Origin of the sequence: Cognatiluteimonas profundi, from assembly GCF_009792795.1 — a bacterium.
GTDB classification, from domain to species: Bacteria; Pseudomonadota; Gammaproteobacteria; order Xanthomonadales; family Xanthomonadaceae; genus Cognatiluteimonas; species Cognatiluteimonas profundi.
Window position 1 is genome coordinate 846,390 of sequence record NZ_VKHQ01000003.1, and the last position, 19,376, is coordinate 865,765.

Genomic DNA, 19,376 nt, shown 5'->3' on the forward strand with positions numbered 1-19,376 from the left:
GGCGACACCGCGTTGGGTTTGGGGACGACTGGATGATCCGCGATTCATAGCGCGCGATTCCGAAGGGTGACGATGTGTTGGAGGCCCCGCTGGAGCACGGCCTGGTCCGTACCGACCTTGTCCTCGCCTTCCATGACCATGTCGATGCTCACGGCCACGACCTTCGCCCAGTCGGCCGTGGCGATCGCGCTGGCTCCGACATAGCTGGAGGCGCCCTGCACCAGGTACGTCAGCTGCATGTCGCGCACGCCCTGGGTGATCTCGTTGTTGACGACGCTCAGGGTGCCGCCGGTGTTCTTGACGTTGCTCAGGTACAACGAGCGACTGGGCTGGCCGTTGTAAGTGCGGCCGTTGTAGCCGATGTACCAGCGGGTGGCGCGCAGCTTAGCCAGGACCGCCGGCTGGTGGTCGCCGAAGTCATAGGCATTGCCGTTGGTGTCGGTGCAATCGGTCGGGAAGCCCAGGCCCTTGCTGCAATTCCCGGGAGTGCCGGTGCCGTTGTTGTGGACGACGTTGACGCCCAGGTTGACGTTGGTGATCTGGAAAATCGCGGCATGGTCGAAATTGCAGACCATCGCGATGTCGCCGTCATGCAGGTCGTTGTTGGGGTCGTTCACCTTGATGTCCGACGAGGTATGGCCTGGCATCGTCACCACGGCCAGGCCGCTCGATACGGACGATTTGAGCTCGATGGCGTCGGTGCCGGCGACCCGCAGGAATTTTGTCGTGCCGAATAGCGGCCCACCGCTGAAATCTGTTCCGCCGTCATAGCCTTTGATCCCGCCCGCGAAATCCGTATACCAGTTGCCGCTGGGCGAGTTGACGACGTTGGCGACGCTGAGCCCTTTCTCGCAGGCATTGCCGGCGCCCTCGCGCACGTCGCGCGACATGAGCTCGAACGCCGTGCGTTGGCTCTCCTGGATGCGGCCCAGGCTTTCCGACGCGGTGTAGGTCTTGCGGTTGGTGACGAACAACGTCAACGCCGCGCCTGTCACGATCAGGCCCAGCACGAGCGCCACCATCAGCTCGATCAGGGTGACGCCGCGCATCGGCGCCGGGGAGCGGAACTGGAATCGGATTGGATTCATAGCCGGGTCTGCGTTTCCACGGTGTGGGTCGCGGCATTGGTCGCGTCCGTCGCATTGGCGCTGGTGCCGCGGGAATCGTCCCATTGCACCTTGATGTCGCAGGCGAGGCTTCCGCAGGCAATCTGTCCGCAGGCGCTGTCGCCGAGAGTGCTGTGGAGCGATGTGATCCAGTTGTGCAGGTCGTTTGCCGCCAGGTCGCCGGTATCGGGGGCGTTGCAGGTCATCGTGGCGAGGTCGTATCCGCCGATACGGGCCACGGCCAGGTTGGCGCGCATCGCGTCCAGGATGGCGTAGGTCTGCACCGTCGCCTGGCTGTGCTCCATTGCGCTCTGGCTGTTGCGCAGGCTCGCCGCCTGCAACGCGGCGATGCCGAGCATGCCGAAGGCGAGGATGACGACGGCGATCAGGACTTCGATCAAACCGACGCCGGCGATGTTGCGTGGCGTGCTGCGGCGTGACTGTCGGATGGGCATGGGCTTCACGGGACGTAGTTCGCGGGTGTGTTGCAGGCGGCGCTCTCGTTTTCGGAGGCAATGGAAACAGCGCTGCCGAACCCGATGTTCACGTGCCGCACGTTTTCCGCCGGGCGCCTGGTCGGGATGCAGACATCGAGGCTGCCACTGAGAAGCGCGGTGCCGGTGTTGTCACGGGCAAGCCCGTCGGACCGCACGATGAGCTTCCCCGCCGGCAGCTGGGCGCTCACCAGGACCTGCACCGGCGCCTTGATCAGGCTGGTGCGCAACAGCGTGTCGGCAGGGATGGGAGGAGTCGCCGTGTTATCGAATGTCCCGTTGGCGTTCTCATCGACGAAGGTGATCCAGCCGCCGGTGGTGCTGGTCAAGCCGCTGCAAGCCGGGGTCGTGAGATTGGGGGCGTCGCTCAGGCAGACGACGGCACGCCGGTTGCGGCGCAGCGATTCCATCTTCGCCGTCTGGATCGACGCGACCATCTCGTTGGCCGCGCTGGAAAGCCGGTTGGAGTTGACGATCGACTCGAAGCTGGGGATGGCGAAGGACAGGACGATCGCCATCACGGCAAGCGCCACCATCAGCTCGATCAGCGTGAAACCCGCTTGACGCGTCTTCCCCATGTCCCGCCATCTCCACCCCTGGGCAGGCTGCACTCTTGGCGCCCGGCCGGGCAGCTTGCAAGCTCTACCGGACGAGCGGCGGCCCCGGGTGGACGGGCGCTACCTGCCGGGGGGATGCGCCGCCCCTGGCCTCAGGCCACGATCTGGTAGCAGGGCTTGTAGTCCCCGGCGATCTTCATCCGGCGCTGGGCGACGAATGCGCGCAGCAGCGCGTCCAGGGCCTGCATCATGTCCGGGTCGCCGTGGATCTGGTACGGGCCGTACTGTTCAACGCGCTGGATGCCCTCTTCCTTGACGTTGCCGGCGACGATGCCGGAGAAGGCGCGTCGCAGGTCGGCGGCCAGATCCGATGGTTTGCGGCCGTGGTGGAGGTCGAGCGCGGCCATCGCTTCATGGGTCGGCACGAACGGCTGCTGGAACGGCAGCGGGATGTCGAGCGACCAGTTGAAGTAGAACGAATCCTTGTTGGCGAGCCGGTACTCGCGGACGTCGCGGATGCCCCGCGCGATCTGCCGGGCGACTTCGGCGCAATCGCCGGTGACGATGCGGTAGCGCGCGGTCGCCGCTTCGCCCAGCGTCAGCCGCAGGAACTGGTCGATCTGCTGGAAATACGGCGCCGCCGACGTGGGCCCGGCGAAGACCAGCGGGAATGGCAGGTGCGCGTTCTCTTCGCGCAGCAGGATGCCGAGCAGGTAGAGGATTTCCTCGCAGGTACCGACGCCACCGGGAAACACCACGAAACCGTGGCCCATGCGCACGAACGATTCGAGCCGCTTCTCGATGTCCGGCATGATCACCAGGTGGTTGACGATCGGGTTGGGCGATTCGGCCGCGATGATCCCGGGCTCGGTGATGCCGATGTAGCGCGTCTGCAGCCGCCGTTGTTTCGCGTGCCCGATGGTCGCGCCCTTCATCGGCCCCTTCATCGCGCCTGGGCCGCACCCGGTGCAGATGTCCAGGTTGCGCAGGCCGAGCTCGTAGCCGGTCGCCTTGCTGAAGTTGTATTCGTCGCGATTGATCGAATGTCCGCCCCAGCACACCACCAGGTTGGGCTGCGATGGATGCAGGACCCGTGCGTTGCGCAGCAGCCGGAACACGGCGTCGGTGATGCCGGCCGAGGTGCCGAGTTCATTCGCGTAGTCCGGCGCGAGTTCGACCGAGGTGTAGACGAGGTCGCGCACGACCGCGAACAACAGCTCCGCCACGCCGGTGATGATGCGGCCATCGACGAATGCCATGCCCGGGGCGCCCACGAGTTCCAGGCGCAATCCGCGATCCTGCTGCAGGACATGGATATCGAAATCCGGATACATCTCGCGCGCCGCGCGGGGATCGTCGGCGGTGCTGCCGGTGGTCAGCACGGCCAGCGCGCAACGTCGCAACAGCTCGTGCATGCCGCCGGCGGACGCGTCCCGCAGGCGCATCACTTCCTCGCGCGACAGCACGTCCAGCCCGCCACGCGGATAGATGCTGGCATCGACGCTCGGAAGCCTCGCCGTATGGATGTCGCTGACCGCCGCATCGCCCACTGTCACGTCATCCATTGTTGGATCCTTCTTGGACTGCGGCGCGGGCGGCGTCTGCGCCATCACGCCGCTGCCGGGGCAAGCCGCAGGTAGGTGATCAGGCCGTCGAGCAGCATCTGCACCGAAATGGCGACGATCACCATGCCCATCAGGCGCTCGATGGCGGTGAGCACCCGCGAACCGAGCCATTTGTACAGGTAGGTCGACGAGAACAGGATGGCGGCGGTCGCAACCCACGCGATCATCAGCGCCAGGCTCCACGCGCCCATGCGGTCGGGCTCCTGGCTGCCCATCAACATGACCGCCGCCATTCCCGATGGGCCGGCGATCAGCGGAATGGCCATCGGCACGATGAAGGGTTCGCCCTCGGGCAACTCCCCCATCAGGCCTTCCGGCGGCGGGAAGATCATCCGCAGGCCGATCAGGAACAACACGATGCCACCGGCGATCGAGACCGATTCCTGCCGCAGGTGCATCAGGCCGAGCGCATAGCGACCGCCCCACAGGAACAGCATCAGCACCACCAGCGCGATCAGCATCTCGCGGGCGAGCACCACGCGCTGGCGTTGCGGAGGCAGCGTCCGCAACAGTCCGAGGAATACCGGGATGTTGCCCAGCGGATCCAGGATGAGGAACAGCAGCAACGCCGCCGAGGCGATCGTCATGGCGTGAGGTTCCACACCTGCCCGCGCCGGTCGATTCCCGCTGCCGACAACAGGGTGACGCAGGCGTCGGCATACAGCGCCGGATCGCGCGCCAGCAAGTCGTCTTCCTCGACATAGGCCATCGCGCGCAGGCCGGTGCGCATCGGACCCGGTTGCAGCGCGCTGACACGGATCGGACCGTTGGCGAGCTCCGCGTGCAGGATGGCGACCAGCGCGTCCAGCCCATGCTGGGCGACGCCATAGCCGCCCCAGAACGCCTGGCGCGTCTGCGCAAGATCATTGCGCGTGAAGACGACTGCCGCGTCCGCCGACTTCGCCAACAACGGCAGGCATGCCTGCGTCAGCCACCAGGGCGCGGTGAGGTTGACGTGGATCGCGCGTGCGAACGCCGCCGGATCGGTGTGCAGCAGCGGCGTCAGTCCGCGGAATTGCGCCGCGCAGTGCAGCACGCCATCCAGGTGCCCGAGTTCGGATTCCACGCGCGTGGCGAGCTCGGCGTAGTCGTCGGGCGACGCGCCTTCCAGGTCCAGCGGATAGAGCAGGGCCTCGCCGCCATCGCTGGCGATGCGATCGTGGAGCCGGTTCAGGCGCGGCACCTTGCGCCCGAGCAGGACCACGGTCGCGCCCGCCTTCGCGCATGCGACGGATGCCGCCTGGCCCAGGCCGCCGTGGGCGCCAGTGACCAGCACGACGCGGCCGTGCAGGGGCGTCGCAGCGATGTCGCCGTCAGTGTCCGCCGTCGCCGCGCTCACGCCTTCTGCGTCTCCGCGATCATGCGCGCCAGCTCACCGGACTCGTACAGCTCCATGGTGATGTCGCAACCGCCAATGAGCTCCCCGTTGATGAACAACTGCGGGAACGTGGGCCAGTTGGAATAGCGCGGCAGGTTGGCGCGGACCTCCGGTTCTTCGAGCACGTTGATCGTGTGCAGGTCGGTGGCGCCGGCGGCCTTCAGCGCCTGGATCGTGCGACTGGAAAAACCGCACATCGGGAACTGCGGTGTCCCCTTCATGAACAATACGATCGGGTGGCCTTCGACCTCGGCCTTGAGCTGCTCCAGCACTGGCATGGATATTTCTCCTGCGTGATCGCCGCATCGACCTTTGATGGGGCGGTAACGCGACGTGGGGTTAGAATCGCCATTGTAAGCCTTCGTCCTGACCCGGCTGCTTCCGGCCTTGCCCCTGCGCGCCCGCAAGCGGCGACCCAGGCCGATGCGACGCCCGACCTACCCTCGCAAAAGGAATGCCCATGGCCATCGAACTGCCACCCCTGCCCTTCGAACGCACCGCGCTGGAGCCGCATATCTCCGGCGAAACAATCGATTACCACTATGGCAAGCACCACAAGGCCTATGTGGACAACCTCAACAAGATGATCCTCGGCACGCCGTTCGAGGCGATGTCGCTGGAGGACATCGTCCGCAAGGCGCAGGGCGCGATGTTCAACAACGCCGCCCAGGTCTGGAACCACAGCTTCTATTGGAACTGTCTGAAGCCTGGCGCCAGCGGCGAGCCTTCCGGCAAGCTCGCCGATGCGATCACCAAGGCCTTTGGCAGCTTCGACGCCTTCAAGGAGCAGTTCAGCGACCTGGCGGTCAAGACCTTCGGATCGGGCTGGGCCTGGCTGGTGCAGCGACCGGACGGCGCGCTTGCGCTGGTCAGCACCTCCAACGCCGTCACCCCGCTCACGGGCGAAGACACCGCGCTGCTGACCTGCGATGTGTGGGAGCACGCGTATTACATCGACTATCGCAATGCGCGCCCGAAGTACGTTGAGGCGTTCTGGAACCTGGTCAATTGGGAGTTTGCGGCGTCGAACATGCGTTGACGCGCAAGCTTCATGATTTTGGGACGGCCGGGGAAACCTGGCCGTTTCTGTTTTGTGGGTGGTCATGCCGGCAGCGCTTCAATGCTTTCGCAGTTGGCGGCGCTCGCTTGAGCAAATGCTTGCCTGCGGCGCTTGAACGCTTTCGCCGTTGGCGAAAGCGTTGAAGCAAACCCCAGATTCAATACGAAGGCGAAAATCAGCCCCGCAAGCGCTCGATCACCGGAGCAACCTGCTCCCCGCGCCCCAACGCCTCGCCTACCCGGCGTAATGCTTCCGCCAGCTGATCGGGGCTGTCGGCGCGCAACGTCGCATGGCCGACCTTGCGGCCCTTGCGGGGATCCTTTCCATAGTCGTGCCAATGACCGCCTGCCTCGCGCAGGACCGCATTCGCATCGGGCATGCTGCCGATCCAGTTGAGCATGCAGGCATGGCCAAGCACTCGCGTCGCACCCAACGGGAGTCCGAGCACGGCGCGCAGGTGGTTCTCGAATTGCGATGTCTCGGCGCCCTCGATCGTCCAGTGACCGGAGTTGTGCACGCGCGGCGCCAGCTCATTCGCGAGCAGGACGCCATCGCGACAGAACAGCTCCAGCGCGAAGACGCCGACATAGTCGAGTGCATCGGCAAGCTTGCGCGCGTGGCCATGTGCGGTCTCGACCAAGGCCGCGTCAGCCATCGCCGGCGCGAGGCTCGCCGACAACACGCCGTCGACATGCCAGTTCTCGGTCAACGGCCATGCGCGGAATTCGCCGTCGCGTCCGCGCATCGCCACCACGGACAGCTCGCGCTGGAAGGCGACGAAACCTTCCAGGATCAATCCGACCGTCGTCGCCTGTGCGCCCAGCGCCGTCCACGCCGCCCCGGCATCCTCGCTGGAACGGATGCGGAACTGACCCTTGCCGTCGTAGCCGAGGCGACGGGTCTTGAGGATCGCAGGCGTGCCGATGCGGGCCAGCGCGGCATCGAGGTCCTCGCGCGATGCGATGGCCGCGAACGGCGGCACCGGAATGCCCAACTCGACGAACAATGTTTTTTCCGCCAGGCGATCCTGCGCGGTCGCCAGCGCACGCGGGCTGGGGAACACCGGCACGCGCTCGCTGAGCCACTGTGCCGATTCGGACGGGACGTTCTCGAAATCGAACGTGGCGACGTCGATGCGCGATGCGAATTCCGCCAGCGCGGCTGTATCGCGGTAGTCGCCCACCACCATCGGGGCGAACTGTCCGGCGCAGGCATCGGCGGCCGAATCCATGACCAGGAAACGCAATCCCAGTGGCGCGCCGGAGAGCGCAAGCATGCGTGCCAGCTGGCCGCCGCCTAGGATGCCGACCGTCGTCATCGCCGCGCCTGCGCTTGCGTCGGTGCCATGCGCGTCAGTTGCGCGGATCGTCATTGGCACGGACATCGGCGGTCTGTCGTTCGCGATAGGCCGCAAGCGCCTGTGCGATGCCCGCGTCATGTGCTGCGAGCATGGCGGCCGCGAACAACGCGGCGTTGGCGGCGCCGGCGTTTCCGATGGCGAAGGTGGCCACCGGGATACCCGCGGGCATCTGCACGATCGACAGCAGCGAGTCGAGTCCGCCGAGCGTCTTGCTTTGCACCGGGACGCCAAGCACGGGGACCGCGGTCTTGGCCGCGAGCATGCCGGGTAGATGCGCCGCGCCGCCTGCACCGGCGATGATCGCGCGCAGTCCGCGCCCATGTGCTGTCGCCGCGTATTCGAAGAGGACGTCGGGCGTGCGATGCGCGGAGACGACGCGGACTTCATGCGCGACGCCGAGCTTCTCCAGGATCGCGACCGCGTGTTGCATCGTCTCCCAGTCCGAGCGAGAACCCATCACGACGCCAACGGTCGGGGTTGTGTGCGCCGTCGCCGGGCTTGTCTGGTTGGCAGGCATGGTCGTCCCCCGTCGCAAAGACGTATTCTACCGGCCTCCCGCACGAGTCCGGTATTGCCATGGACCGCAAGCTGCTCGAAATCCTCGCTTGCCCCGCGACCCGCCAGCCATTGGCGATGCTGGAGGCGCGTGGACTGGACGTGCTGAATCGTGCCGTCGCCGACGGTGGCGTCCATCGCGTCGATGGATCCGTCCAGGACGAGCGCGTGAAGGAAGCATTGGTGACGCGCGACCGCAAGCTGGCGTATCGCATCGAGGATGGCATCCCGGTGCTGCTTGTCGAGGAAGCGATCGCGCTCGGCCAGATCCCGGATTTTCCAGCCGCGTGAGCGTGCCCGGCCTGGCGTCATTGCATCCGCCCGGACCGGAGATCATCCGTGCCGATGTCCAGTCGGCACTCGCCGAAGATCTCGGCGGCGGCGACGTCACCGCCGCCCTGCTTCCCGATGTGGCGGACATCGCCTACCTGCTGTGCAAGGAAGATGCGGTCGTCTGCGGCCAGCCCTGGTTCGATGCCTGCCATCGCGCCCTCGATCCCGACGTCGACATCCGATGGAACGTCAGCGATGGCGACCGGGTCGCGTCAGGGACGGTCCTGGCGACACTGGCGGGACGATCGCGTGCGCTGGTGAGCGCCGAGCGCACCGCGCTGAACTTCCTGCAGACGCTGAGCGGGACGGCGACCACCACTGCCGCCCATGTCGCGGCGGTGGCGGGCACCGGAACGCGCATCCTGGACACGCGCAAGACCATCCCCGGATTGCGCCAGGCGCAGAAATACGCCGTGCGCGCCGGTGGGGGCTGCAACCACCGCATGGGCCTGTTCGATGCGGTCATGCTCAAGGAAAACCACGTACGCGCGGCCGGTTCCATCGCCGCTGCGATCGCCTCCGCGCGGTCGCTGCACCCGGGACTGCCGCTGATCGTCGAAGTGGAAAACCTCGGCGAACTCGCACAGGCATTGCACGCGGGTTGCGATCGCGTGCTGATCGATGATTTCGATGCGGCGATGCGACGCGAGGCTGTGCGCATCGCGTCGTCGGCGCCATTCCTGCGGAAGATCCCGCTGGAGGTTTCCGGCAGCGTCGGTCTCGCTGGCCTGCGCGCCATCGCCGAGGATGGCGTGGACTTCATCTCGATCGGGGCGCTGACCAAGCATGTGCACGCCATCGACCTGTCGATGAAGCTGGGACCACCGCCCCCACGCGACTGATTCCCGGATTGCTGGCTGGCGATGTTGCCGGCCGCTGCTCCCAGGCTGCCCGTCTCTCGACGAGCACGCCGATGCAATCAGCGCAGCAACGCGGCCACCCAGATGGCGGCCAGCCCCGCAGCCGCCAGCCCAACCCACCACCACGGCGACAAGCCGACTTTGACACTGGCACCTGGAGCACTTCTGGAGACCGGCGGCTCCTGCTGCCCGGGGGATGTCACCCTGAAGCGCAAGGTATCGAATCCGATTTCGTCGCCCGGCCCGGCAAAGCCGCGCTGGACCCGCTTGCCGTTCACGAAGCTGCCATTGGTCGAACCCAGGTCCTCGACCTGGACGCCGTCGCTGGTCGGGACCAGGCGCGCGTGCTGGCGCGACAGCCCGGATTCGTCCAGGCGCAGCACGCATTCGGGCGCGCGGCCGACGACCGTCGGACCGATCAACGGATAACTACGGCCGAAACCCTGCCCGGATACACAGCGCAGCACGAACTTCGGCAGCACCGGACGGACCGCAGTGGCTCCGGGATCATCATTGGCGGGAAGCGGCAGCGCATCGCCGTGTCGCAGGATGGGCGCGCCCTCCATCGAGGACAGGCGCGCGAGGACGCGGTCGAAGGCAACGCTGTCGTCCGGACGCAGGGCGATGAGGCCGTCCACCGCGCGGCCATTCACGCTGACCGTCGTCCCGGGCGGGACGTGCAAGGTGACGCCGTGTGACGTCACATGCAGCTCGCAGTGCTGCGGCCGCACCCCTGGCCGGTCGAGCACGATGTTGGCCTGCGGATCCGATCCGATCCGGTTGATCCCGGGGCCGAGCAGCACCTGGGGATGCTCACCACCTGGAAAGACGAGTTTCATGCGGGGTCACCTGGCTCGACAGGAGGGGGGAGGATCGGAGTGTATGCGTGAAGCCGGCGCAACGCCCGGCTTGCCCGTCACGTTTGCGTGCTGCACATTGGTCGGATGCCGACCTTGCTGATCCTCATGGTTTGCCTGTCCCTGGGCTTCGTGGCCTGGAGCGCCTCCCGTGCCGCGGCCGAGCGTGCCGGCCAGGTTGGACGGGACGCTTGCCGCGCGGCGGGAGTGCAATGGCTGGACGAGAGCGTCCATGCCAGCGGCTTGCGGCTCCGCCGTGGCGACGATGGCCGGCTGGGATTCGAACGCAGCTTCCGCTTCGAGTACTCGCACGATGGCGACGACCGCCACATCGGCCGACTGGTGTTGCGGGGAGAGCGCCTGGTGAGCTTCAGCGGTCCGGTGCGGGGAACCGGCGTCATGCCACTGCATTGATCTGGCGTGGCGGGCCTGGGCCGGCCCGCACTTATTTGACGATGCGCAGGTGCCCACCGCGCTTGGGCGGGGCGGGCTCGCTGCCGCCCGGATCGGAGGGCGGCGTGGGTGGCTCGCCATCGGTGCCCTGGGCACTGGAATCCTCCGGCAAGGCCATCCCCTGCCCGGTCTCGCGCGCGTAGATCGCCAGGATCGCGGAAACCGGCACGTAAACCGGATGGCTGACCCCACCAAACCGCGCGGTGAACTGCACCGCGTCATTGCCAAGCTCGAGCGACCCAACCGCGCGGGCGGCGATATTGAGAACGACCTTGCCATCCTTGACCGTGTGCGAAGGCACCTGCACGCCGGCCTGTCCGGCATCGACCAGCAGGTGCGGCGTCATGTCGTTGTCGGAGATCCACTCGTACAGCGCCCGCAACAGGTACGGGCGGTGGCTGGTCATCTGCGCTGCGTCGTCGGTCATGCCGTTCTGCGGGTTGTCCGCACCAGGGGGCTGCTCACGCGGGCATCGGGCGCAGGTTCTTCTCCTGCGGGGTCAGGCTGCGGGCGAATCCGGGGTTGCGGAAAATGCGGTTGCCATAGTCCTCGATCGACTTCCCGTCCTTCGGCAGGCCGACGCCCAGCGCATCGAGGCGCCAGATGATCGGCGCCATGGCGCAATCGGCAAGGCTCATTTCGGGATTGAGGAAGAACTTGCTCGCCTTGAACAGGGGAACCGCGGCGGTCAGGAGTTCCTTGAGGCGCTTGCGCGCGGCTTCGGCCTGCTGCTTGTTGCCCAGCTGGATCGCCTGCACCTGGGGAACCCAATCGTGCTCGATGCGCAGCATCGCCAGGCGCAATCGCGCGCGCGACAGGGGATCGACCGGCATCAACGGTGGGTGCGGATAGCGCTCGTCCAGGTATTCGCTCACCACCGACGCCGCATACAGCACGAGCTCGCGCTCGACCAGGGTCGGTACCGAATGGTAAGGGTTGAGGTCGATCAGGTCTTCGGGCGGGTTCTGCGGATCGACCGGAATCAGGTCGTAGGTGACACCCTTCGCAGCCAGTACCAACCGCACGCGGTGGCACAACACATCGTCGACGGATGAGAACAGGGTCAGTGCGTTACGCATGCGCGGGCTCGTAGCCATCATCGGCCTCTCCAGCGACTGGTAATCCGCCAATCGCATTGACGCCGGCTGCCCCTTGCAGTCGGTCGCCGCGGTCTCCCGGGCACGCCCCCCTTTATCCGGGATCAGCCGTCCAGGACAGCCGTTCCCGTGGTCCGCGCGCACCCATCATGGGCGCACACGGGCCAGTGACGGGCGCTCAGTGCACGTCGCGCCAGTATTCCTTCTTCAGCAACCAGGCAAGGAACGTGAAGAACGCCAGGAACAGGATCACCCAGACGCCGAGACTCTCGCGCTGGATTGCAGCCGGTTCACCCGCGTACTCGAGAAAAGTGGCGATGTCGCGAGCCGTCTGGTCGAATTGTTCGGCCGTCTGCTCGCCGGGCTGCGGAATCAACAGCTTCTCCACCGGGCGGTCGCCGCCGGCATCGGGCTTGCCGAGCTGGGCATGCTGCACGCCCTGCAGCTGCCACAGTGGGTTGGGCATCGATGCATTGGGGAAGATCGTGTTGTTCCAGCCGACCGGACGCGCTTCGTCGACGTAGAACGACTTGAGGTAGTTGTAGATCCAGTCGCTGCCGCGCACGCGCGCGATCACGCTCAGGTCCGGCGGCGCCTTGCCGAAGAACTGCTGGCCCTCGTCCTTGGTGAGCGCGACCTGCATGTGCTCGCCGACCTTGCTGCCGGTGAAATTGAGGTTGTCCTGCACCTGCTCTTCGGTCAGGCCCAGGTCACTGGCCATGCGCGAGTAGCGCAGGTACTGCAGCGAGTGGCAGCCCGAGCAGTAGTTCATGAACAACGCGGCGCCGCGCTGCAGCGAGGCACGATCCGAGAGGTCGGTGCCGGCGCGCGGAAGGTCTGCACCCTCCTCGGCGAAGGCCGGCGCGGCAAACAGCGTGCCGGTGAGCAGCACGGCGGCAAACAGCGCGGGCAGTGCCCTGGCGATGGCGGACTTAGTCATGCGTCGTCACCCGGGCAGGCACCGGCTTGGTCTTGTCGAGCTTGGTCCACAGCGGCATGGTGATGAAGAACACGAAGTAGAGGAAGGTCAGGATCCGGCCAATGATCACTTCGGCCGGATCGGTGCCCGGGCCTCCGCCGATCTTGCCCAGCCATACGAAGCACACCGCCAGCATGCCCAGCATCAGCCATGACAGCTTGCCGCGGTAGCGATAGGACTTGACCGGGCTCTTGTCCAGCCATGGCACCAGGAACAGCACCACGATCGCGCCGAACATCACCAGCACGCCCCAGAGCTTGATCGCGAAGAACGACGGGACCACGCGCAACATCGCGTAGTAGGGGGTGAAATACCAGACCGGCTTGATGTGGGTCGGCGTCACCAGCGGGTTGGCCGCGGTGAAGTTGTCCGGCTCCAGGAACACGCCGCCGAACGTCGGCGCGAAGAAGATGATGAAGGCCGCCAGCATCAGGAAGAAGCCGACGCCGACGAGGTCCTTGACCGTGTAGTACGGATGGAAGGGAATGCCATCGGTCGGGGCGGTCGGCGACCAGCGGTTGCCCTTGGGCCCCTTCTTGATGTCGACGCCATCGGGATTGTTGGACCCGACTTCGTGCAGGGCGCCCAAGTGCAGCACGACCAGCAGCAGCAGGACCAGCGGCAGCGCGATCACGTGCAGCGCGAAGAAACGACCCAGCGTCGCATCCGCGGGCAGGTAGTCACCCATGATCCATTCGGTCAGGCCCTGCCCGATGTAGGGAATGGCGCCGAAGAGCGAAATGATCACCTTCGCGCCCCAGAAGGACATCTGTCCCCACGGCAGCACGTAGCCCATGAAGGCTTCGGCCATCAGCACCAGGTAGATGACCATGCCGAGCAGCCAGACCAGCTCGCGTGGCTTCTGGTAGCTGCCGTACAGCAGGCCGCGGAACATGTGCAGGTACACGACGATGAAGAACAGCGAGGCGCCGGTCGTGTGCATGTAGCGGATCAGCCAGCCCCACTCCACGTCGCGCATGATGTATTCGACGGACGCGAACGCCTGGTCGGCGGCCGGCTTGAAGTGCATCGTCAGGAAGATGCCGGTGACGATCTGGTTGACCAGCACCAGCATCGCGAGCGAGCCGAAGTAGTACCAGATGTTGAAGTTCTTCGGCGCGTAGTACTCGGTCATGTGCTTGCGATACATGGGCATCATGCCCGGCGCGCGCGCGTTGACCCAATCCATCACGTTGCCGGCGGTACGGGTGATGACATTCGCCATGGCTTACGCAGCTCCCGTGCTGGTGGATGACCCGGGATCGAGGCCGATGACGATCATCGTGTCGCTTTCATAGTTGTGCGGCGGCACCGCCAGGTTGAACGGCGCCGGGACGCCGTCGTACACGCGACCGGCCATGTCGTAGCGCGATTTATGGCAGGGGCAGAAATAGCCACCCTTCCAGTCCGGATCGAACGGCTCGGGCTTGATTTCGGCCACCATCTCGGGCGAACAGCCCAGGTGGGTGCAGATGCCGACAAGCACGGAGATTTCCGGCTTGATCGAGCGATAGTGGTAGTCGCCCTTGAGCACGTAGGCCGGCTGCTGGTCGGCATTCGTCGACTTGGGATCGCGCAGGCGCGAGTCCAGGGTCGGCAGGATGTCGAGCATCTGCTTGGTGCGCTTGACGATCCAGATCGGCTGGCCGCGCCACTCCAGGACGATGCGCATGCCGTCCTGCAAGGCGCTGATGTCCTGCTTCACCGGCGCGCCGGCCAGCTTGGCCTTCGCGCTCGGGTTCCAGGACTTGATGAACGGAACCGCGACGAAACCAACCCCCACCGCTCCCACCACGGCGGTGGTCGCAGTCAGGAACCGCCGCCGGCCCTGGTTGATCGGCTGATCCTCCAGGCGCTCTTCGACCGCATCATTGCCCATCAGGCACTCCGCAAGAATTCAATAGTCAGGCAGGTTGCCGGTACCGCGCTTGCGCAGGAACCGACACCGCAAAGACGGGGAAGTGTAACGGAAGGCTGAATCGACCGACAACGTTTCCGCGCCGACGAGTCGATCCGGGCATACGGACCCCGCCTCAGCGCGCGGCGAAGCTGCTGCCCCGGTAGCGCTGGGCCAGCAGGCCCACCCGCTGGACGTAGCGTCGGGTCTCACTGTAGGGCGGCACTCCCTTGTACTTGTCGACGGCCCCCTCGCCCGCGTTGTAGCCGGCGGCGGCCAGGGCCAGGTCGCCATTGAAGCGCTTCAGCAGGAAAGCCAGGTACTGCACCCCGCCACGAATGTTCTGCCCGGCGTCGAAGGGGTTGCCGACCCCGAACCGGCGCGCGGTGGCTGGCATCAACTGCATCAGCCCCTGGGCACCGACACGCGACAGCGCGTTGGGGCGGAAGGCGGACTCGGCGTGGATGATGGCGCGCACGACCGCTTCCTCGACGCCGTAATCCCGCGATGCGGCGGCGATTTCGGTCCGGTAGGCATCCGTGTTCAGGCGGATGCTGGAGAAGTTCACCTGCGGCGCCGCCGCGCAGGCGAAGCAGGTCTCCATCTCGAAGATCGGATATTCGACCCGGCTGACCGTCACGTTGGCCACGCCACGCGGCCGGCGGTTGCTGAAATTGCGCACGCCGCGTGCATCGACATAGGAAAACGTCGTCGAGGCGCCCATGCGCAGGAATCGGGGACGCCTGGGGGCGCTGTCCGCCGCCGGCAATGCGTCGCGGGTGATGCCGGCTGTCGTTCCATTTGCCGTCATGACGCTGCCCGACGGGGCCGAAGGAACCCGGGGCGTCGCGGGCGGCGGCTGGTAGGCCTGCGTCCGGTAACTGCTCACGACCGCACAGCTGGCACCGGCGATCCGTCGGCTGGAATAGCTGCGGACCCCGTCGCCACTGTCGCAACGGTAGACGGTGCCGGCAACGGCAGGGGCCGCCGCCAGCAGGCAGATCAACGTCAGGATCACCCGGCCCCCGTTCATGCGGCGACGTTACCGCCGGGGTTCGACCTTGACAAGTACTTGATCTGTATGAAGGTCACGTTCACGGACATCCGGCCGGCGACGGCCGGATACACTGCGCGCCCGGCGCGGACTCCCCACCGCCCTCCCGGATCCATCCATGACGACACCCAGCTTTCCCGCCCTGCATCCGGTCCCCGTCGCCCCCTCGGTCGAGTCCTCGCCCGCGCCGCGCGGAAAGGTCTTCATCAAGACCCACGGCTGCCAGATGAACGAGTACGACTCGGCGCGCATGGCCGATGTCCTGCTGGATTCCGAAGGCCTGGAGCTGACCACCAACGTCGAGGAAGCGGACGTCATCCTGGTCAACACCTGCTCGATCCGCGAGAAGGCGCAGGACAAGGTCTTCAGCCAGCTGGGTCGCTGGAAGGCGCTGAAGAGCGGCGACCGCCCGGTCCTGATCGGCGTCGGCGGATGCGTGGCGTCCCAGGAAGGTGCGGCGATCCTCGACCGCGCGCCGTACGTCGACCTGGTATTCGGCCCGCAGACCCTGCATCGCCTGCCCGAGCTGCTCCGTGCACGCCGCGACACCGGCAAGTCGCAGGTCGACATCAGCTTCCCGGAGATCGAGAAGTTCGATCGCCTGCCCGAGCCGCGCGCCGACGGCCCGAGTGCCTTCGTCTCGATCATGGAAGGCTGCTCGAAATATTGTTCGTTCTGCGTGGTGCCCTACACGCGCGGCGAGGAAGTCAGCCGCCCGTTCGAGGACGTGCTGGTGGAGGTCGCGCAACTGGCCGCGCAGGGCGTGCGCGAAGTCAACCTGCTCGGCCAGAACGTCAACGCCTATCGCGGCCCGATCGCCACGGTCGACGGCGGACCGGGCGAAGAGTTCGCCGACCTCGCGTTGCTGATCGGCGCCATTGCCGAGATCGAGGGCATCGGCCGGATCCGTTTCACGACATCGCACCCGCTGGAATTTTCCGACTCGCTGATCGAGGCGTATCGCGACGTCCCGCAACTGGCCAATTACCTGCACCTGCCGGTGCAGTCGGGATCCGATCGCGTGCTGTCGGCAATGAAGCGCGGCTACACCGCGCTGGAGTTCAAGCAGAAGATCCGCAAGCTGCGCGCCGTGCGGCCGGATATTTCGGTGTCGTCGGATTTCATCGTCGGATTCCCGGGTGAAACCGATGCCGATTTCGACAGGACGATGAAGTTGATCCAGGACATCGGCTTCGACCAGTCGTTCTCATTCATCTATTCGCGCCGTCCCGGCACGCCCGCGGCCGACCTTGCCGACGACACCCCGGCGCAGGTCAAGCAGGCACGGCTGCAGCGCCTGCAGGCCCACGTCAGCGCGCATGCCGCGACGATCTCCGAAGCGATGCTGGGCAGCGTGCAGCGCATCCTTGTCGAGGGTCCATCCAAACGCGACCCGGGCGAGTTGACCGGCAGGACAGAGAACATGCGGTCGGTCAATTTTGCCGGGGATCCGCGCATGGTCGGGCAGTTCGTCGACGTCGTGATCACCCAGGCGATGAGCAATTCATTGCGCGGGCGGGTGGTCGAAGCCGCCTAGCAGAGCGGCTCTTGTGGGAGCGACGTCAGTCGCGATGACTCTGCCAATGCGATATCGATCGCGACTCACGTCGCTCCCACAAAATGCAGGTCAATCCAGGCGCTTGCGGAAGCGCAGGATCGCCGCGAGCATCATCACCGTGGTGAATACCAGCAGTGCCACCACGTCCGGCCACAGCGTCAACAGGTCGGCGCCGCGCAGCATCACCCCGCGGATGATGCGCAGGAAATGCGTCAGCGGCAGCACTTCGGCCAGCCACTGGATCGCAACCGGCATCCCGTCGAAGGGAAACATGAAACCCGACAGCAGGATCGATGGCAGGAAGACGAAGAACGTCATCTGCATCGCCTGGAATTGCGACTGCGCCTTGGTCGAGATCAGCAGTCCCAGCGTCAGGTTGGCGACGATGAGCAGCACCGAGGCCAGGTAGACGTCGAGAAGGCTGCCGCGGACGGGGACCTTGAACAGCCAGACACCCAGCGCCAGCACGACGGTCGTCTGCAGCAGGCCGATCACGACGTACGGAAGCACCTTGCCGACCATCAGCTCCGTGCGGCTGAGCGGCGTTGCGATCAGCATCTCCAGGTTGCCGCGCTCGCGTTCGCGCACGATCGCGACTCCCGTGAACAGCACCATCGTCATGGTCAGGATCACCCCGATCAGGCCGGGGACGATATTGACGGCCGAGCGCCGTTCGGGGTTGTAGAACGCGACCACGCTGACCGGGTTCGCGGCGGCCTGGTCCGGACCCAGGCGCCGTTGCGTGGCCGCCTGCGCCGCGACCGGGGCGGTGCTGTCCAGCGGCATCTGCGCCAGCTGCATCGCCGCGCTCTGCACGACCGTGTCGCTGCCGTCGACCAATACCTGCACGGCTTCCCGGCCATCGATGCGGCGCCTGTCGAAATCGCGGGGGATCGCGACGCCGATGCTGATCGTCCCGCGCTGCAGCAACGCCATCAGGTCCTGCGGGGTGCGCGCGGGGGCGACCGGGCGGATGACGCCGGTGGCCAACATGTCCATCACCATCGCGCGCGATGCTGACGTGCCGGCCTCGTCGGCGATCGCCGCCGGCAATCCGCGCAGGTTGAGGTTGATCGCGAATCCGAACAGCACCAGCTGCATCACCGGGATGCCCAGGATCATCGCCAGGGTGACGCGGTCGCGGCGCAGCTGGCGCAGTTCCTTGACGACGACCGCCAGCATCCGCCGCAGGTTCATGCCGCACGCTCGCGTTGCGAGTCGGCACCGCCGCGATGCCGCGTCACGGCGACGAAGACATCCTCCAGGTTCGGTGGCGCGGCCTCCACTTGCGCAGGCATCCCTGCAGCGGCGAGCGCATCGCGGACGCGCGTCGCGATGTCGCCACTGTCATCGGCGAGGATCCGCAACGCATTGCCGACCTGGGCGACGCTCAGCACGCCCGGCAAGCGTCCAAGGATTGCGTGCGCGCGCCTTGGCTGTGCGACGTGGACGACGGCGGTGCGGCCCTTGATCGAATCCGCCAGCGCGGTCGGCGTGCCATCCGCCACCAGCACGCCATGGTCGAGGATCGCCAGCCGATGGCAGCGTTCGGCTTCGTCCATCAGGTGCGTGGACACCAGGATGGTGGTGCCGCCGTCGATCAGCTGGAACAGACTCTCCCAGAAATCGCGGCGCGATTCCGGATCGACGGCGCTGGTCGGTTCGTCCAGGAACAGCAATTCGGGCGAGTGCACGACCGCGCCGGCCAGCGCGAGGCGCTGCTTCTGGCCACCACTGAGGGTGCCGGCGAGCTGTCGCTCCATCCCCTGGAAACGGTATTGCTCGACCAATGCATCGACGCGCCCGGCGGCCTTCGCGCGGGGGACATCCTGCACCGCCGCGAGGAACTCCAGGTTCTCGCGCACGGTAAGGTCTTCGAACAACGAAAAGCGTTGCGTCATGTATCCAATCCGACGCCGCAGCGCTTCCGCCTGGCGCGGCACCTGCAACCCGAGCACCTCGATCTCGCCGGCGGTTGGCGTCAGCAGGCCGCACAGCATGCGGATGGTGGTCGACTTGCCGGAGCCGTTCGGGCCCAGGAACCCGTAGACCTGCGCCTTGGGGACGCGCAGGTCGACCTTGTCGACGGCCACCAGATCGCCGAAGCGCTTGGTCAATCCCTGCGCCCGGATGGCGATATCCGGGGACGCGGC

The 19,376-nt window shown here is 66.3% G+C and carries 23 protein-coding genes; 5 read left to right on the forward strand and 18 right to left on the reverse strand.

The annotated features are described in order from the left end of the window. Positions 1-44: 44 nt before the first annotated feature. The 7 genes from GST15_RS05925 to grxD form a co-directional block, all read right to left on the reverse strand. Entirely contained in the window at positions 45-1,088 is a 1,044-nt protein-coding gene (locus tag GST15_RS05925; RefSeq protein ID WP_159016480.1) for a PilW family protein, read from the reverse strand. Continuing rightward, on the reverse strand, positions 1,085-1,561 hold the full coding sequence (gene pilV, locus GST15_RS05930) for a type IV pilus modification protein PilV (protein WP_159016283.1): 477 nt from the start codon (positions 1,559-1,561) through the stop codon (positions 1,085-1,087). Before pilV ends, GST15_RS05925 begins: the two co-directional genes overlap by 4 nt. Before the next feature lie 5 nt (positions 1,562-1,566). Further along, positions 1,567-2,178, reverse strand: coding sequence for a GspH/FimT family pseudopilin (locus GST15_RS05935; RefSeq protein WP_159016284.1), 612 nt, complete (start codon positions 2,176-2,178; stop codon positions 1,567-1,569). A 131-nt stretch (positions 2,179-2,309) separates the two neighbouring features. Next, positions 2,310-3,722, reverse strand: a complete 1,413-nt coding sequence (gene ppnN, locus GST15_RS05940; RefSeq protein ID WP_159016285.1) for a nucleotide 5'-monophosphate nucleosidase PpnN — start codon at positions 3,720-3,722, stop codon at positions 2,310-2,312. Positions 3,723-3,766: 44 nt separating this feature from the next. Beyond that, the gene (locus tag GST15_RS05945) at positions 3,767-4,369 is read right to left on the reverse strand and encodes a MarC family protein (RefSeq protein WP_159016286.1); all 603 of its coding nucleotides are present in this window, start codon (positions 4,367-4,369) and stop codon (positions 3,767-3,769) included. Then, entirely contained in the window at positions 4,366-5,121 is a 756-nt protein-coding gene (locus tag GST15_RS05950) for an SDR family NAD(P)-dependent oxidoreductase (RefSeq protein WP_199268716.1), read from the reverse strand. The genes GST15_RS05945 and GST15_RS05950 overlap by 4 nt, the downstream gene beginning before the upstream one ends. Continuing rightward, entirely contained in the window at positions 5,118-5,438 is a 321-nt protein-coding gene (gene grxD / locus GST15_RS05955) for a Grx4 family monothiol glutaredoxin (protein ID WP_159016287.1), read from the reverse strand. The genes GST15_RS05950 and grxD overlap by 4 nt, the downstream gene beginning before the upstream one ends. Positions 5,439-5,620: 182 nt before the next feature. Between grxD and GST15_RS05960 the strand changes: the two genes are divergently transcribed. Further along, positions 5,621-6,199, forward strand: a complete 579-nt coding sequence (locus GST15_RS05960; RefSeq protein ID WP_159016288.1) for a superoxide dismutase — start codon at positions 5,621-5,623, stop codon at positions 6,197-6,199. 196 nt (positions 6,200-6,395) lie between these two features. Here GST15_RS05960 and GST15_RS05965 read toward each other — a convergent pair whose 3' ends face one another. Both GST15_RS05965 and purE read right to left on the reverse strand, forming a co-directional pair. Further along, the gene (locus GST15_RS05965; RefSeq protein WP_159016482.1) at positions 6,396-7,538 is read right to left on the reverse strand and encodes a 5-(carboxyamino)imidazole ribonucleotide synthase; all 1,143 of its coding nucleotides are present in this window, start codon (positions 7,536-7,538) and stop codon (positions 6,396-6,398) included. A 34-nt stretch (positions 7,539-7,572) separates the two neighbouring features. Continuing rightward, complete coding sequence (gene purE, locus GST15_RS05970) at positions 7,573-8,097, reverse strand: 5-(carboxyamino)imidazole ribonucleotide mutase (protein WP_159016289.1); 525 nt, start codon at positions 8,095-8,097, stop codon at positions 7,573-7,575. Between the two features lie 59 nt (positions 8,098-8,156). Here purE and GST15_RS05975 point away from each other — a divergent pair, with 59 nt between their 5' ends. Both GST15_RS05975 and nadC read left to right on the forward strand, forming a co-directional pair. Beyond that, a complete protein-coding gene (locus GST15_RS05975; protein WP_159016290.1) occupies positions 8,157-8,426 on the forward strand; it encodes a Trm112 family protein in 270 nt (89 codons plus the stop codon). Between the two features lie 2 nt (positions 8,427-8,428). After that, complete coding sequence (gene nadC / locus GST15_RS05980; RefSeq protein ID WP_425482210.1) at positions 8,429-9,310, forward strand: carboxylating nicotinate-nucleotide diphosphorylase; 882 nt, start codon at positions 8,429-8,431, stop codon at positions 9,308-9,310. 77 nt (positions 9,311-9,387) lie between these two features. On the opposite strand, the gene GST15_RS05985 is transcribed toward nadC, so the two are convergent. Beyond that, a complete protein-coding gene (locus GST15_RS05985) occupies positions 9,388-10,167 on the reverse strand; it encodes an FHA domain-containing protein (RefSeq protein WP_159016291.1) in 780 nt (259 codons plus the stop codon). 105 nt (positions 10,168-10,272) lie between these two features. Here GST15_RS05985 and GST15_RS05990 point away from each other — a divergent pair, with 105 nt between their 5' ends. Then, positions 10,273-10,599: a DUF3301 domain-containing protein gene (locus GST15_RS05990; RefSeq protein ID WP_159016292.1), complete on the forward strand. Its 327-nt coding sequence runs from the start codon at positions 10,273-10,275 to the stop codon at positions 10,597-10,599. A 31-nt stretch (positions 10,600-10,630) separates the two neighbouring features. Here the strand turns inward: GST15_RS05990 and GST15_RS05995 are convergent, their stop codons facing one another. From GST15_RS05995 to GST15_RS06020, 6 genes are all read right to left on the reverse strand, one after another. Next, positions 10,631-11,065 carry a ClpXP protease specificity-enhancing factor gene (locus GST15_RS05995; protein ID WP_159016293.1) on the reverse strand — a complete coding sequence of 145 codons (435 nt, stop codon included), beginning with the start codon at positions 11,063-11,065 and terminating at the stop codon, positions 10,631-10,633. A 34-nt stretch (positions 11,066-11,099) separates the two neighbouring features. Next, positions 11,100-11,735, reverse strand: coding sequence for a glutathione S-transferase N-terminal domain-containing protein (locus GST15_RS06000; protein ID WP_159016294.1), 636 nt, complete (start codon positions 11,733-11,735; stop codon positions 11,100-11,102). Positions 11,736-11,913: 178 nt separating this feature from the next. After that, the gene (locus GST15_RS06005; protein WP_159016295.1) at positions 11,914-12,675 is read right to left on the reverse strand and encodes a cytochrome c1; all 762 of its coding nucleotides are present in this window, start codon (positions 12,673-12,675) and stop codon (positions 11,914-11,916) included. Further along, positions 12,668-13,939 carry a cytochrome b gene (locus GST15_RS06010; protein WP_159016296.1) on the reverse strand — a complete coding sequence of 424 codons (1,272 nt, stop codon included), beginning with the start codon at positions 13,937-13,939 and terminating at the stop codon, positions 12,668-12,670. The genes GST15_RS06005 and GST15_RS06010 overlap by 8 nt, the downstream gene beginning before the upstream one ends. A gap of 3 nt (positions 13,940-13,942) precedes the next feature. Then, positions 13,943-14,593, reverse strand: coding sequence for a ubiquinol-cytochrome c reductase iron-sulfur subunit (petA, locus tag GST15_RS06015; protein WP_159016297.1), 651 nt, complete (start codon positions 14,591-14,593; stop codon positions 13,943-13,945). A gap of 154 nt (positions 14,594-14,747) precedes the next feature. After that, entirely contained in the window at positions 14,748-15,644 is an 897-nt protein-coding gene (locus GST15_RS06020; protein ID WP_159016298.1) for a lytic transglycosylase domain-containing protein, read from the reverse strand. A 139-nt stretch (positions 15,645-15,783) separates the two neighbouring features. Between GST15_RS06020 and miaB the strand changes: the two genes are divergently transcribed. Continuing rightward, positions 15,784-17,202, forward strand: a complete 1,419-nt coding sequence (miaB, locus tag GST15_RS06025; protein ID WP_159016299.1) for a tRNA (N6-isopentenyl adenosine(37)-C2)-methylthiotransferase MiaB — start codon at positions 15,784-15,786, stop codon at positions 17,200-17,202. Positions 17,203-17,292: 90 nt separating this feature from the next. Here miaB and GST15_RS06030 read toward each other — a convergent pair whose 3' ends face one another. Both GST15_RS06030 and GST15_RS06035 read right to left on the reverse strand, forming a co-directional pair. Continuing rightward, on the reverse strand, positions 17,293-18,420 hold the full coding sequence (locus GST15_RS06030; RefSeq protein WP_159016300.1) for an ABC transporter permease: 1,128 nt from the start codon (positions 18,418-18,420) through the stop codon (positions 17,293-17,295). Then, entirely contained in the window at positions 18,417-19,355 is a 939-nt protein-coding gene (locus GST15_RS06035) for an ABC transporter ATP-binding protein (RefSeq protein ID WP_159016484.1), read from the reverse strand. The genes GST15_RS06030 and GST15_RS06035 overlap by 4 nt, the downstream gene beginning before the upstream one ends. Between the last annotated feature and the right edge of the window lie 21 nt (positions 19,356-19,376).